Origin of the sequence: Grimontia sp. NTOU-MAR1, from assembly GCF_035758505.1 — a bacterium.
Taxonomy (GTDB): Bacteria; Pseudomonadota; Gammaproteobacteria; order Enterobacterales; family Vibrionaceae; genus Enterovibrio; species Enterovibrio marinus.
Map to the genome: position 1 here is coordinate 838,346 of NZ_CP142109.1, position 14,639 is coordinate 852,984.

Annotated in this window: 8 protein-coding genes and 1 pseudogene; 4 read left to right on the forward strand and 5 right to left on the reverse strand. The window is 48.2% G+C overall.

What is annotated here, in order from left to right; genetic code table 11:
• Window positions 1-33: 33 nt before the first annotated feature.
• The gene (locus tag VP504_RS21775) at window positions 34-915 is read right to left on the reverse strand and encodes a LysR family transcriptional regulator (protein WP_325894126.1); all 882 of its coding nucleotides are present in this window, start codon (window positions 913-915) and stop codon (window positions 34-36) included.
• 112 nt (window positions 916-1,027) lie between these two features.
• Here VP504_RS21775 and VP504_RS21780 point away from each other — a divergent pair.
• Window positions 1,028-2,392, forward strand: a pseudogene (locus VP504_RS21780) (MATE family efflux transporter).
• 37 nt (window positions 2,393-2,429) lie between these two features.
• On the opposite strand, the gene VP504_RS21785 reads toward VP504_RS21780, so the two are convergent.
• On the reverse strand, window positions 2,430-5,333 hold the full coding sequence (locus tag VP504_RS21785; protein WP_325894128.1) for a methyl-accepting chemotaxis protein: 2,904 nt from the start codon (window positions 5,331-5,333) through the stop codon (window positions 2,430-2,432).
• A gap of 84 nt (window positions 5,334-5,417) precedes the next feature.
• Window positions 5,418-6,980, reverse strand: a complete 1,563-nt coding sequence (locus VP504_RS21790) for an ABC transporter substrate-binding protein (RefSeq protein ID WP_325894130.1) — start codon at window positions 6,978-6,980, stop codon at window positions 5,418-5,420.
• 277 nt (window positions 6,981-7,257) lie between these two features.
• Here VP504_RS21790 and VP504_RS21795 point away from each other — a divergent pair, with 277 nt between their 5' ends.
• The 3 genes from VP504_RS21795 (at window position 7,258) to VP504_RS21805 (ending at window position 12,398) form a co-directional block, all read left to right on the forward strand.
• On the forward strand, window positions 7,258-7,782 hold the full coding sequence (locus VP504_RS21795) for an NADPH-dependent FMN reductase (RefSeq protein ID WP_325894131.1): 525 nt from the start codon (window positions 7,258-7,260) through the stop codon (window positions 7,780-7,782).
• 341 nt (window positions 7,783-8,123) lie between these two features.
• On the forward strand, window positions 8,124-9,242 hold the full coding sequence (locus tag VP504_RS21800) for an efflux RND transporter periplasmic adaptor subunit (RefSeq protein ID WP_325894133.1): 1,119 nt from the start codon (window positions 8,124-8,126) through the stop codon (window positions 9,240-9,242).
• Between the two features lie 6 nt (window positions 9,243-9,248).
• The gene (locus VP504_RS21805; RefSeq protein ID WP_325894134.1) at window positions 9,249-12,398 is read left to right on the forward strand and encodes an efflux RND transporter permease subunit; all 3,150 of its coding nucleotides are present in this window, start codon (window positions 9,249-9,251) and stop codon (window positions 12,396-12,398) included.
• Between the two features lie 335 nt (window positions 12,399-12,733).
• On the opposite strand, the gene VP504_RS21810 is transcribed toward VP504_RS21805, so the two are convergent.
• A complete protein-coding gene (locus VP504_RS21810; protein WP_325894136.1) occupies window positions 12,734-13,510 on the reverse strand; it encodes a helix-turn-helix domain-containing protein in 777 nt (258 codons plus the stop codon).
• Between the two features lie 92 nt (window positions 13,511-13,602).
• Entirely contained in the window at window positions 13,603-14,619 is a 1,017-nt protein-coding gene (locus VP504_RS21815) for a TAXI family TRAP transporter solute-binding subunit (RefSeq protein WP_325894138.1), read from the reverse strand.
• Between the last annotated feature and the right edge of the window lie 20 nt (window positions 14,620-14,639).

A 14,639-nucleotide genomic window follows, 5' to 3' on the forward strand; every position in this document is an offset into this window, starting at 1 on the left:
CAGAAAGCCCGAAAAATGCGGGCTTTTTTGTGTTTAGTGACTTTGGAACAAATCATTCAGGGTGCTATCAATCCATATCATGACTTTATCCCAGCCTCTGGCTTTTCGTTTAATTGCGCTCAGCGTTAATAGAGGAGGGCTGGAAAGCTCTGCGGTCGAAAGCTCTTTGACCGAACCTTCCATCCATTCGTGAGAGACAATGTGTTCAGGGACAAACGCCCAGCCAAGGTTTCGCGTGATCAGGTTTGAAATGTAGTAGTAACTGTCTACGTGCCAATACCGTGGGGAAAGCGGCTCCTCTTGGGAATAACCGAGTCGATCTCGAATGGCGAGTTGGCGATATTTAACCAAGTCATCTTCGTGAGGGTGTTCAAGCTTAGCAAGAGGGTGATCATGACCCGTGATAAGGCATTGCTTCACTGTCTCGATATCATACCAATCCAGTGACTCAGAAAGCGGTTTAACACGGAAGATGAATCCGATGTCAGCGCGACCCTCGTTAACCCAGGTAGCTATATCTTCTTGAGAGCCGTTAAGAATAGTGAGTTTAAGCTCAGGAAAGGCATCAGCAAGCCGTTCGAAAAGGATTTCAAACGTCTGAATGGGAACCGCTTCATCCATGGCGACATTGAATGCGACAGGCTCTCCACTAGTCACCGCCATAGCTCGGGAGTTCATCCGTTGACATTGCTGCAAAATCGCCTTTGCATCGATCAGCATTTCTTTTCCTGCTTCTGTTAGTACAGGCAGTTTGGCGCTGCGATCAAAAAGTTCAAATCCTAGATCAATTTCGAGGTTCGCAATGGCGGTACTTATTCGCGATTGAGCCTTACCAAGTTTCCTCGCGGCGGCGGAAAATGAGCCTGTTTCGGCAGCTTCTACAAATGCCTTGAGTTGTTCCAATGTCCACTGCATAGGTTATTCTCGCTTTGACCTATCCGCTTTTGTGATTGATTTTAACTTTAATCTATAGCTAAACAGCGTGAAAATCCACTTTGTCGATTTATCACTTTATAGATTCGCTTTTATGCACGTGACTGAAGTTAAACAAGGTGATTCCATCACCAAAACATTCTGGCGATTTACGATTCCTGCCATTGCAGCAATGATCGTTAACGGTCTATACCAACTTGTAGATGGTATTTTTGTTGGCCATTACATTGGTGCAGAAGGACTGGAAGCGATTAACATCGCCTGGCCTGTGATTGCTATTGTTGGTGGTCTGGGTCTGATGATAGGTATGGGCGCTGGTAGCCTTATTTCCATCTATCGGGGTGAAGATAATCCTTGCAAAGCCAGAAGCGCCATGGCTACAGGTTTAGTATTAACGATAGTGCTGGGTGCATTAGCGTCCCTTTATCTTCTTTTGTTTGGCGATGTACTGGTTAAACTGCAGGGCGCGTCAGGGCTAGCCTATGGCTATGCCAATGACTATTTAGATGTCTTTAAGTTAGGTTCGGTGGCAACCGTGATAGCGGGCGCATTGCCATTTCTCATCCGAAATGACGATAGTCCCTTTGTTGCAACCTCTATGATGGTAGCGGGTGCACTGACCAATATCGTATTGGACTATCTTTTCATTGGTTTACTGGGGTGGGGGCTTAAAGGCGCTGCAGTCGCAACCGTGTTGGCACAATTGGTCAGTGTGTTAATGGGACTCGCATACCTCAGCTCATCCCGTTCCTTTCTGGGTATCTTCCGTCACCCGATAAAACTCAGTGTGTCTGACGCGGGCCAAAGCTTGGTACTTGGCTGCTCATCGCTGGTGATGTTTATGTATTACGGTGTGCTGGTAGGCTTCCATAATCGGCTGTTTGCGGAATATGGTACGCCAGTGAGTGTTGCTGCATTTGCTGTTGTGGGGTACCTGATGACGCTTTAATACGTGGTGGCTGAAGGTATTGCGGAAGGTATGCAGCCGCAAGTCAGCTTCTATCACGGTGCACAGTCTTACTCAAAGATTGCGAAGGTCGCGAAACTGGCCACAATCGTATCTCTTGCTGCGGGCTTTATCTGGTTGGCAGTGCTGAACCTTTTTCCGAATTTCGTCATTGGTATGTTCAATACAGGCAATGTTGCCTTGCTACAGGAAGCGACGTTAGGGATAAGACTGCACTTGTCGGCCATGTATCTGGATGGCTTAATTATTCTGGCATCCATGTACTTCTTGTCTGTTGGCAAAGGCGGAAAGTCATTGAGTATTTCTGTCGCTAACATGCTGGTGCAGTTCCCGTTCCTATATACCTTGCCTAAGTTTTGGGGTGTGGAAGGCGTTTGGCTCGCAATGCCTATCTCGAATGTGGTGCTGGCATCGGTGGTAATTCCAGTAATGTGGCATGACATTTTGAAGCAGCAAAAGAAACAGCCAGAGTTGCGTCCTGCAATGGCCTAACAAAAAGAAGGGGAGCATTCGCTCCCCCGTTCCTTCTTTAGAATTCGTCCCACTCTATCTCGTCGTCCGCAATGGGCTTGGGCTTCTCTTTATTTTTTTTAGGCACAACGGCTTTCTTACGTACCTTATTAAACTTGGGCGTTTTTACGGGCTCGATGGTTTCATCAATGGTGAAGAATTCCACCATGGTGCTCATATCCTGTGCCTGAGAAAGCATGCTTTCGCCAGCAGTTGTGGCTTGCTCAACAAGCGCAGCGTTTTGTTGCGTCATGGTATCCATGCGGGAAATCGCAACATTCACCTGCTCGATTCCCGAACTCTGATTCTGAGCAGCTTCACTGATCTCCGACATTTTGCTACCTACCTCTTCCACCATGCTTAGAATTTCTTGCAGGGTGTTGCCAGACTCACTGACCAAGACTGCGCCGTCTTCGACTTTCTTATTGGTGTCACGGATCAGGTCTTTGATTTGTTTCGCCGCTTCGGCAGAGCGTTGCGCCAGACTTCGGACTTCTCCTGCCACAACCGCAAAGCCACGTCCTTGATCACCGGCACGAGCGGCTTCTACCGCGGCATTCAATGCGAGAAGATTGGTCTGGAAGGCGATTTCATCTATCACGCCGATAATGTCAGAAATCTTGTTGCTGGCGCCGCTTATCTGATCCATGGCTGTGATGGTTTTCATCACTACATGACCACCTTGGCGCGCTCTATCAACGGCTTCATCACTCAATTTGTTTGCGGTAATCGCATTTTCAGCACTTTGTTTTACCGTGTCGGTCATGCTGTCCATACTAACGGCGGTTTCTTGTAAGGACGTGGCTTGATCGTCAGTGCGCTGGCTCAAGTCGCGGTTGCCAGAAGCGATTTCATTGGAGGAATTTGAAATCGTCACGGACGCTTGTCGAATGTTACCTATGACCTGGGTTAAACGCTCAATGGTAGAATTCGCGTCTATCTTGAGTTGCGCAAAGCGACCGTGATAATCCTTGTCGATACGTTTTGTGAGATCCCCGCGTGCCATGGCACCAAGAATGCGTTGCATGTCTGCAAGAGCAGTATCTATATTGGTAGTTAAACCGTTAAGGCCTTTCGCCAGATTTTGGTGAAAACCGTGCTTCCCGTCTAGCGATAACTGAATAGAAAAATCGCCTCGTGATGCCGCATCGACCATTTCGTCGATTTCCCGCTCGATAGCGACTTCAGCGGTTCTGTCTTTCCATTCAATAACGGTACCGATGCGAGCGCCACTATCGTCGATGATAGGTGTGGCGGAAATCGCCATGCTTCGACTTCCCACAATAAGCTCTGTTCGATAGAGGTCTTCCAATTGGTCTAAAAGACGGCGCTGGTGGGAAGGATCTTTATGGAAGAGATCGATGTTATGACCCATAACGCTATCGGGGTTGAACTGGGGAATTTCGGCACTGAAATCTTCTTTCGTATCGGTCAGCATTTTGATTGCTGCCCGGTTCATATAAATAATGTCGTAATTGCGGTCAGCAATCATCGTATTGGTCGAAACGGTATCAAGCGCTTGCCTCACGCGGGCATTTTCTTCTGCCTTCATCTTCGCTTCGTATTCCATTTTTGCTTTTACCCGTTCGGACTCTTCTACGTTTTCAAGCGAAGTATTCGTCGCTTGCTTAATCACCAGAAGATCTCCTTTCAGGTCTGATTGGATTCTGTTACTAAAATCACCTTCAGCTAGTCCCTCCATGACTTTCTTGATGTCTTCGATTGCATTTTGAGTGCTGTCCATCAAAGTATTAAAAGCGACAGCTGATTGGCCGATCTCGTCGCGGCTGGTGACGTTGACCCGAGCAGAAAAGTCGCCCGTCAACGCAACATTCTCAAGACTCTGGGTCATTTCCAGTATCGGATTTGTCAATGAACGTGTGACCAACAGAGCAATAGTGGAGAGAATGGCAATGCCCAGCAATAAGCTGAGACCAATGAGCCCCTTGAGAGCATCGACTTCACTGAATGCTTCAGCGCGATCAATTTCAGCCAACAGTGCCCACGTTGTGCTCCCGAACTTAATGGGTGTGTACGCTGTTAGCACCGGAATGCCTCTATAATCCTTTGCCACTTCGTAATTGCTTTCACCTGCGAGGGTTTTTCTTGTCACTTCTGTTTCAATGCTGCCCTTTATCGGGTCAGCAAAAGAGGCGATGACAGAGTGGCTTTGGTCTGCCAGATAGGAGTCAGAGCGCATCAGAAAATCAGGTCCAACAAGGTAAGTTTCACCGGTTTCGCCCATACCAGTGCGTTGTAGCATGATTTCGTTGATTTCATCGATGGAAAGCTGAAGCACCGCAACGGCCAGCGTTTGACCACTTAAATCAGTAATCGGACTACCAATGAAAGCTGCAGGTCGGTTACTTTTCACTTCATAACGTTCATAGTCCTGCATCGCAGTGGCATTAGTGCTAACCACTTGGCGGTAAAGTGTGGCAAGTGGGCTGTTTTTGTACTCTCCAGAAGAAAGATTTGTACCGAGGTCTTTATCTCTGCGGGCAGAGAAAATAACATGGCCAGTGTCTGCCTGGATAATGTAAACATCAGAATAGCCGTAGACTTTCACAAAATCATTGAGGGTTTTGCCTCTAGTTTGCCATATCTCTTGGTATTCGTAGGTGTCGGTAAGGAACTCTTCATCTGCCTGAATTTCTTCATCAGCGGCGTAGAAGGAAAGTTGCTTCTGAATTTGCTTGGTGTCTTCACTGCCAGCAAGAATGCGGATATCTTTCATTGCCCGATCAAGGTAAGACTCAATTTGGGTCTTCTTAACTTCCCGCATACTGACTAGCTGGGCAAACGCCTGTTTATGAAGGGCATCGCTGGATTTTACCAACGCAAGATAACCTACAATGAGGATGGGTAAAACGCCAATAAACAGGAATATGAGCAAGAGTTTTATCTTTAGCTTTCCGAACATCTGATACCCTTTTATTGTCGATCGGGAAGCTTCCTTGAAGAAGCTTCTCAACTATTGCGATTATTCAACTGACGGGTTTCCGTACTAGCGAACCGACCAGTGAGATGGCGAAACCTCAATTTCCCAAAGAGGCATGTTGGCCATTCGGTAAGGGGTGTATGTCACTTCCTTGTTCACCGCTAACACTTTGTTGGGAGTGGGTACAAACAGCATGTACCCACTGTTATAAACGTGTTGCATTATTTTCTCTGTCACCTTGTCAAACTCCGGTGTGCCTACGGACTCCCTAAACATCTCCTCGATATAGCTGTCCAGTTTGCTGTCGGGGAAGATGGTGCTCCAGTAGTTGTGAGTGCGGTAGACAAGGAATGCAGACCAAGGGTGGTTGTAATACCAATCGTCATCACCCCACACCAGTAAATCCCACTCTTTAGTATTCTTTCTGGCATTGGTGGCGAGCAGTTGGCCGAACACATCCTTTTCACTTGAGGTGATGTTGAAGTTCAGCTTTACGCCAACTTTGCGTAAGTCGCGGTCAATACCTTTCCATATATACATAAAGCGATCTTGGGTGTAGACATTGAGCTCCAAGCCTTTGAGTTTGGCTTTCAGCTCATCACGTATGGATTTTGGGTCCTGCACTTCGGAGTACGCTTTAAGGTTTTTCGCGACTTTATCGACACCAGGATAGAGTGGGGCAGCGAGGGTTGGTTTGATTTGACCTTCACCCCGATAGTATTTGTTCAGCAATCTGCGTTGGTCGATAGCTTTGTTCAATGCGATGCGAACATCTTTATCCATAAGACGCTCGTTACCGTTTCGAAGGTTCATGTGAATCGCAATATTGTCAGTAGAAGGTGCAGTGACAAGTTTGGAGTAGCGCGAGTTGCTGATGAGGTCTTTTTCCGAAACTGGAATAGGCATAATGTCCAGTTGGCCTTCTTTGTCGGCTGCCATTTCCAGAGCCACTTTACTGTCAAGTTCTGTATAAACCGTCACCGTTTCAATTTTCGGATACTCAGGGTTCCAGTAATTGGGGTTGGCAACCAGCACGGCTTTGGGTGTTTGCCTATCCCCTTCAATGTAGCCTTCCTTTAGAATATAAGGCCCCAAGCCATATGGGCCAGGTTCAGCAAGGTTGGGGCAGGTTGGTTTACCATTCCAACCATATTTTTCAAGATAAGGTTGGGTATAGAACTGAATCCAAATGGCGTCATTCAGGAATTGGCCATACTTTTCAGTTAAATGAAAACGTACCGTGTAATCGTCCACTTTTTCTGCGCGGTCGAAAACCGTATCTATTTTAGTGAAAAGGAAAGGTGCTTTCTTAAAATACTCCATATTCATTAATACGGCGTCAGCATTAAACGGGCTTCCGTCCTGAAACTTAACGCCCTGTCGAAGATCGAATTCATAAATTGTTTCATCAATTTTCCGGTGCGCTACCGCCATATCATATTCCCAACCTTTTTTGTTATTTGCGGGCTTGAGCAAGGCGGCATTTATAGAGTGGGAGATATAAATGTAGGGAAGACTGGGAATAAAGACTTTGAGATGAGAGCCAGCTACAGGCTTGGCCCAGCCAGCGTTTGGGGCGAAAAGAGCGAGAACTAAAATACCTCTCAAAAACGCTTTGACTGCTTTCATCACAACTACCTTGGTGTTTAACTAACAACAAATTTGGCCGCTTAAGACCTACGTTTAATAATTGATTTGCTAATCAGAAGTGTAGTTAAGTTTTGTCTTATTTAAGAGTCTGGTGTTTCAATGTGTCTCAATTTCTAATTCAAGTTATTGAATTAAATGATAATAGTCCTAATCGCAACTTTACACTCTGCCATTGACTTTGTTTGCTGAGACTTGGAGAGTAGAAGTATAAGAAATGGCTAAATTAGTCAGGATTTGTTTCTACAAGGAGAAGGTTATGAAAGTGCTTGCTTTCGCAGCGTCCAACAGCAAAACATCGATCAACAAACGACTGGTGACCTATGCAGTAAGCTTGCTGGCAGACGCTGAAACCGAAGTGTTGGATCTGAACGATTACGAAATGCCACTTTTTAGCGTGGATGTTGAGCAAGAGGTTGGAAGCCCAGACAAAGCTCAACAACTCTTTGCAAAAATCGGTGAAGCGGATGCGGTCGTTGTGTCCTTTGCTGAGCACAATGGTTCTTATTCAGCGGCATACAAGAACCTTTTTGATTGGACGTCGCGCATCAATCAAAAAGTGTTTCAAGGTAAGAAAATGGTGCTGCTTTCAACCTCACCGGGCCCAGGAGGTGCGAAGCATGTGTTGGCCACTGCAACCACCTCGATTCCTCACTTCAATGGTGATGTCAAAGCGACACTTTCTGTGCCTTCGTTTTATGATAATTTCGATGTAGAAGCGGGCAAGCTGAGGAATGAATCACTCGATACGAAATTAGTAGAAGCAATGGCATCATTACGCTAATTTCCTCTGCCTGAACAAGAGGTCAACAATTGTTGTGTTGTTGGCCTTTTTTTGTTTCCTATCTGTTGATTCTCTCCCCTAAATCTTTGCTCTGAGTCGATGTTTATTGGGCTCGTACAGGTTCCAGTAAGAAACCACTGGCATAATCAAAGCGGCATGGCCGCTGAGCGGCAAAAAGTGGCTAATTTACGGGCAGTTGTACAAATAACACCCAATCCTTTCCACATAAAATAATCAAGTTCCGTCGAGCTATGCCTGCCCGGTGCTATCGCATCATACCCATTGTTTTTGCTCGGCTTATTTAGGGTCTGTTGACCTTTGGTTGAGGGAAGGAGAAAAAAATGATTAAACGGAAGTTGTTACTTCCTGCGCTGATTGGCGCAACACTTCTGGCCGGTTGTGGTCAGGAAGCACAACAGAAGAATACATTTTCACCACTGGTTGCTGTTCAACCAGCAGAGTTTATTGATTACCAACCGCAAAAAAGCTTTGTCGGTCGTACCGAAGCGATGGAAGACGTCGGTATCGTTCCTCAGGTTTCTGGCTACCTGAAATCGCGCTACTTTAACGAGGGCGAGATGGTGAACACTGGTCAGCTTCTTTACCAAATTGATCCGTCACTGTACGAAGCGAAAGTGGCGAGTGCAAAGGCCTCTGTGGCACAAGCAAAAGCAGGTGTAACCAATGCTAACCTCGACCACAACCGTGGACAGGATTTGCTGCCTCGTGGCGGTATCAGCCAGTCTGAATTTGATCGTCTGACCGCAGTGAAATTGCAGGCAGAAGCCGCACTAAAATCGGCCGAAGCACAGCTGCAGGCCGCTGAAACAGATCTTTCCCATACCACCATCCGCGCGCCATTTACCGGTCGCATCAGTGAAAGCCGCGCAAGTATTGGTGATTTGGTGTCACCTTCAACCGGCGTGTTGACCACTATCGTTAGCCTTGACCCAATGCAGGCTTCATTCTCAATGAGTGAAAAAGACCGCCTGCAATCCGGCGCTGACCGTATGTCAGGTCTTGGCAAAGGACGCAGTGGTGATGTGGAAGTCTGGCTGAAGCTCGGTAAAGGCTTCGACTATGAACACGCTGGCCATCTTGACTACTTGGGCAACCGTATCGATACCCAAACCGGTACTATTGCGCTTCGTGCCAAGTTCCCTAACCCGGAGCATCGTCTGCTACCAGGTCAGTATGTGGAAGTGATTGTGAAAGACAAGAACACCAGGCCGACACTGGTTATCCCTCGTTTGTCTGTGCAAACCGATCTTGAAGGCGATTTCGTGATGGTGCTGAAAGAGGGCAACATCATTGAGCGTCGTAATGTCGAGCTGGGCCCTCAAACCGAACAGGGTGTGATTATCCGCAAAGGTCTGAGCAATGGTGAGCAAGTGCTGACCAAAGGTCTGCAACGCGTGCGTAATGGCATGACTGTTCGCCTTGAAGGGCAAGGGGCATAACCGAATATGTTGAGTCGCTTTTTTATCCAGCGCCCTAAGTTTGCGCTGGTCATTTCGATTATTCTGACGCTCGCAGGTGCCATCGCATTGCTTAACCTGCCAGTAGCGGAATATCCGCGTATTAGCCCGCCTTCGGTGAGTGTGACCGCGGTGTATTCCGGTGCGAGTGCAGAAGTCGTTGAACAGGCCATCGCCGACCCGATAGAAACCTCGGTCAACGGCGTGGAAAACATGATCTACATGTCTTCCAAGAGTGCGAACGATGGCTCCTACAACTTGAACGTGACGTTTGATATCGGCACTGACCCTGACATGGCGCAGGTAAACGTGCAGAACCGTGTGGCGCAGATTGAATCCAAGCTGCCACCGGAAGTACGTCAGGTCGGTGTGACGGTCAAGAAGCGTTCCCCAGACCTTCTGATGGTACTTAACTTCTACTCGCCGGAAGGCAAGTATGACGATCAGTTCCTGGTGAACTACATCAACCTGAACATCAAAGACCAGATCGCGCGAGTTAAGGGCATCAGTGAGGTTAACGTGCTGGGTGGCGGTGAATACGCGATGCGTGTTTGGCTGAACCCAGAGAAAATGGCTAACCTCGGTATCACCACGTCTGATGTGCGTTCGGTACTTTCTGAGCAAAACGTACAGGTTGCTGCCGGTGACATCGGTGCACCACCGTTCAACAACGCACAGGAAATGACCTTCAAACTGGTGACCAAAGGACGTTTAGGCTCGGTGGAAGAGTTTGAAGAAGTGGTTGTCCGAGCGAACCCAGACGGTTCTATGGTGTACCTGAAAGACATCGCAGAAGTCTCGTTGGGCAAGAAGTTCTACACAGGTAATGGTCAGTTCCGCGACCAACCGGCTTCTATCGTTATCCTGAACCTGCAATCTGACGCCAACGCGCTGGAAAGTGGTGGTTTGGTGATGGATCGTCTGGCGCAGCTTTCGCAGGGCTTCCCGGAAGGCATGACCTATGAAACCAGTTATGACACCACACTGTTTGTCGCTGAGTCCATCAAGGGCGTAGTGAAAACACTGGTGGAAGCGGTACTTCTGGTTATCGCTGTTACCTACCTGTTCCTCGGTAGCTTCCGCTCAACGCTGATCCCGGTTGTGGCGATTCCGGTTTCCCTGATTGGTACCTTTGCGGTCATGTTGGCAGCCGGCTTTACCATCAACACCGTGACCCTGTTTGGTCTGATACTCGCTATCGGTATCGTGGTGGATGACGCCATTCTGGTTATCGAAAACGTTGATACCAACATGGCGAAAGACCCATCCCTTACTCCGCGTCAGGCAACCCTGCTGGCGATGAAAGAGGTAACGGGTCCAATCATTACCTCGACACTGGTACTGCTGGCGGTGTTCCTGCCGGTTGCTATGCTGCCGGGCATCACGGGCATCATGTACCGACAGTTCGCGCTGACCATCTGTATCTCGGTACTGATATCGTCCATCAACGCACTGACATTGTCTCCGGCAATGTGTTCGTTGGTATTGCGTCAAGGTGGCGACAACCACGCGCGTTGGTTCAAGGCATTCAACAATGGCCTTGAGAAAGTAACGAACAAATACGGTGCAGCCGCAGGCTTCCTGGTGCGTAAAACCGCGGTGCTGGGTGTGTTGTTTGTGGTGGCGGTCAGTGCTGCTGGCTACTTCGCGAAAACCACTTCAACCGGTTTCGTTCCTCAGGAAGACAAGGGCGTCATGCTGATAAACATTCAGTTGCCAGATGCCGCTTCTCTGTCCCGTACCGAAGAAGTGACCCGTAAGCTGGGTGAAATCGTGACGTCTGAGCCGGGTGTAGATGGCGCGACCGTTGCGAACGGTTATGCGTTCCTGACTGGCGCGGCGGCATCTAACGGTGCGTCGATGTTCGTGAAGCTGAAAGACTGGGAAATGCGTCAGGCGTTGGATGGCGATCATTCCTCGTTCGACATCATTAACCGCATTAACGTGAAAGCGGCGATGCAGTTGCCAGAGGCCATCATCTTTGCGATGGGGCCTCCAGCGGTTCCGGGCATGGGCCCTGCTTCAGGCTTCGAGTTTGTACTTGAAGATACTCTAGGCCGCAGCCGTGGCGATCTGGCGATGGTAATGCAGCAACTGATGCAGAAAGCCAACGAGCAGCCGGAAATCGCGCGTACCTTCAGTACTTTCCGCGCAAACGTACCGCACTTCTACATCGACATTGATCGCGAGAAAGCGAAACAACTGGGCATTCCGCTCTCTGAAATCTTCACCACACTGCAGGGCAATCTGGCAGGCATGTACGTGAACGATTTCAGTCTGTTCGGTAAGAACTACCGCGTGACGATTCAGGCGGACGGTGATTACCGAAACGATCTGGATTCCATGGGCCGCTTCCACGTGCGTTCAACGTCGGGCCAGATGATCCCACTCAGCACCCTGATTGATGTTGAGCAGGTGTTTGAGCCTGATGTGGCGTGGCGTTACAACATGTACCGTTCAGCAGTGATTCAGGGCTCGCCGGCACCGGGTTACTCGTCTGGTGATGCGATTGCTGCGATGGAGCGTGTTGCCGCTGAGATGCTGCCACAGGGCTACCAGTACGAATGGACCGGCATGGCTTACCAAGAGAAACAAGCTGGTAATCTGGCCATTTACGCGTTCGCACTGGCATTGATCTTTATCTATCTGTTCATGGTGGCGCAGTACGAGAGTTGGAGTATTCCGCTGGCAATCATTCTGGTGGTTCCGGTGGCAACACTGGGTTCCTTCCTTGCGTTGGCAATGACAGGCACGCCGCTCAACTTATACGCACAGATTGGTCTGGTTCTGCTGATTGCACTGGCAGCGAAAAACGCCATCCTGATTGTGGAATTTGGTAAGAACGAGCGTGAACAGAATGAACTGCCGGTTGAACAGGCAGCAGTGAAGGGCGGTAAGCTGCGTTTCCGCGCCGTGAACATGACGTCCTGGTCATTCATTCTCGGTATTCTGCCGCTGATTTTCGCAAGCGGTGCGGGTCATATCAGCCAGAACTCGCTGGGTATCTCGCTGACGGGCGGCCTGCTCTGTGTGCTGCTGGCCGGTACCTTCCTGATCCCTGGCTTCTTCGCACTTATCCAGAAACTGCGTGAGAAACACCACGGAGGCTCAACCAAGCTGGTGGAATTAGAAGACTGATTCACCCAGAAGTAAAAAGCATCCTCGGGTGCTTTAAGATTAATGACTAACCCCGCTTTTTTAAGCGGGGTTTTCTTTTGTTAGCGATCGCGGCATTTTCCAATGTTGTTAGGTTTTAAGCTGCTTTTAATCCATAGACCTAAAAGGATCGTCTACGCATGAAAAGCTGCCATAGGGCTACCAAAACAGTGGACATAGTCACCCACTGACTCTGCGCTTTGGGAAGCAGAAATGACCCGTTCATATTGGCATCATTCGCAATATAAATTCAGTTTCCGGACGAAAAACCAAATAATCAGATTGTGAGGAAGAGGCGCTGATTTTTCTCTGACAGGCTAAATAGGCGATTTCAGCTTTTCACTCAGGCTACGTGCTGCATCCATTAAGTTCGGTACGATACTGTTTCTGATTTCGTCGAGGCTCACGCTGTTTTCAGGCCACGCCGCACTGAGGCAGGCAATCACTTTTCCTTTCTGAATGACAGGCACCGCAATAGCTTCTATTTTCCGCCCTTCCGTAGAAGCCACTCCCCAATATCCCGGTTCGCGTTGCCCATAACCATTGGTGACAGTGTCACGCATTGTTTTGTTGAACCATTGCTTATCGCTGACAAGACGTCCTTCTTTTCCACCTTTGTTTTTTAGTCCGTTGATAATGTCGTCTCTCTCACTTTCTGAGCAAAAGGCCAGATAGGTGCGCCCTACAGCAGAATACAGAAAAGCGGGTCGATAGCCTACAGAATCACGATTGAGAACAAAGGGAGCAGACGATCGGGTTGACTCTATAATTTTCATCGAGAGGCCATCTCTAACGGCAATATCAGAAGGCCAACTTAAGGCTTTATGTAACGATGCCATCACCGGACTGATAACATCATCCTCTAGCGTTGACGTTTGATGGTCAAGCTTCCGGGTTGAGGCGATGGAGTAGCCAAATCCTTTCGGGTCGCGGGTCACCCAACCAGACTCCTGCAGGGTTTGCAAAATACGTAGCAATGTCGCTTTACTTAAACCTGAATCGTGATGTAAGTCAGTCAATGTGACTGCTGGACGGCTTTTAATCAGGTCTAAAACATGGAGTCCACGTTGTAAAGATTGAATAGATTTAACCATATGCCCCTCTATACCCAAATAACCTGAAGATACTCGCCTGTATCTTCAGGTTATTTGGGTATGGCAGCTCAAATAGAGCAGCCATTTTGACATTAACGGATACCAATTTCCTGATAGTATTTTAGCGCTCCAACATGAAGCGGCATATTCAAATCCGTAAAAGCGGCATCTAAAGAAATGTTTCTGAGCCACGGAGCATTTTCTGCATCTTTTTCTACATTCTGCCAGAAGGTTTTTGTCATCGTGTAGATGGCTTCTTCCGACAGATCTTTATTTGTCATAATACCGACAGTGACACCAACGGTATACACGGGCTCGCTGTTTACCTGATTCGGGCCGTAAGCATCGGAAGCCAATTCAGCAAGCCTATAACTGGGTTGGCTGAGCAGCTTTTTGAGTTTGGGGTCAGTCTCGGCAACGTCTTTAGAAATACCGAGGAAACGCAGTTTGTTAGTCAGTGCGACCTGACTGATCACCGGGCTTGGCGCATTGGTGGGGTTGAAATACACGTCGATATTTTTATCCTGAAATGCCTGAGCAGCAGAGTCCCAGCCAAGTTTTACTGCTGTGTAATCTTCACCAGCCTTGTAACCCGTGGCCGCCTCAATAATGGTTTGCGACGTTCGTCGCGCAACACCACCCGGAGGGCCTACAAAGACACGTTTTCCTTTAATGTCTTTCAGACTTTTGATCCCCGAGTCATCATAGACAGCAATATGATAGACACCCATAGGGAAGTTGAAGACGGCGCGAAGATTATCAGACAATGTATCGACATTTTTGATTTTTTTGAACATCGCCATTTTATTTTTCATTAAATGAAACAGCATTGGCGAAGTCATAGAAAAATCGGTTTTTCCTTTTGCCACATCCAGCGCATGTTTAGTGGCAGCGCCGGTAGCATTAACCACAATGGAGTAGTCATCGATTTCTTGATTTACAGTATTAGCAAAATGGGTCATAACCATATACGGGCTGGTTCCGGGCCCTAGCGTCGACATTCTGAATGTTTCCGCTGCACTGGTGCCAAAAACAGTGAGGAAAAGTGCGCAGAAGGCAAACAGCACCTTCATCCCCCGTCGTATGAATCGTTTATTGTGACCGTTCATTATTCCCTCCTTGTTAGCCC

Coding starts and splice junctions, on each gene's coding strand:
- VP504_RS21775 (WP_325894126.1), bottom strand. CDS start 915: ATGCAGTGGACATTGGAACAACTCAAGGCATTTGTAGAAGCTGCCGAA.
- VP504_RS21785 (WP_325894128.1), bottom strand. CDS start 5,333: ATGTTCGGAAAGCTAAAGATAAAACTCTTGCTCATATTCCTGTTTATT.
- VP504_RS21790 (WP_325894130.1), bottom strand. CDS start 6,980: ATGAAAGCAGTCAAAGCGTTTTTGAGAGGTATTTTAGTTCTCGCTCTT.
- VP504_RS21795 (WP_325894131.1), top strand. CDS start 7,258: ATGAAAGTGCTTGCTTTCGCAGCGTCCAACAGCAAAACATCGATCAAC.
- VP504_RS21800 (WP_325894133.1), top strand. CDS start 8,124: ATGATTAAACGGAAGTTGTTACTTCCTGCGCTGATTGGCGCAACACTT.
- VP504_RS21805 (WP_325894134.1), top strand. CDS start 9,249: ATGTTGAGTCGCTTTTTTATCCAGCGCCCTAAGTTTGCGCTGGTCATT.
- VP504_RS21810 (WP_325894136.1), bottom strand. CDS start 13,510: ATGGTTAAATCTATTCAATCTTTACAACGTGGACTCCATGTTTTAGAC.
- VP504_RS21815 (WP_325894138.1), bottom strand. CDS start 14,619: ATGAACGGTCACAATAAACGATTCATACGACGGGGGATGAAGGTGCTG.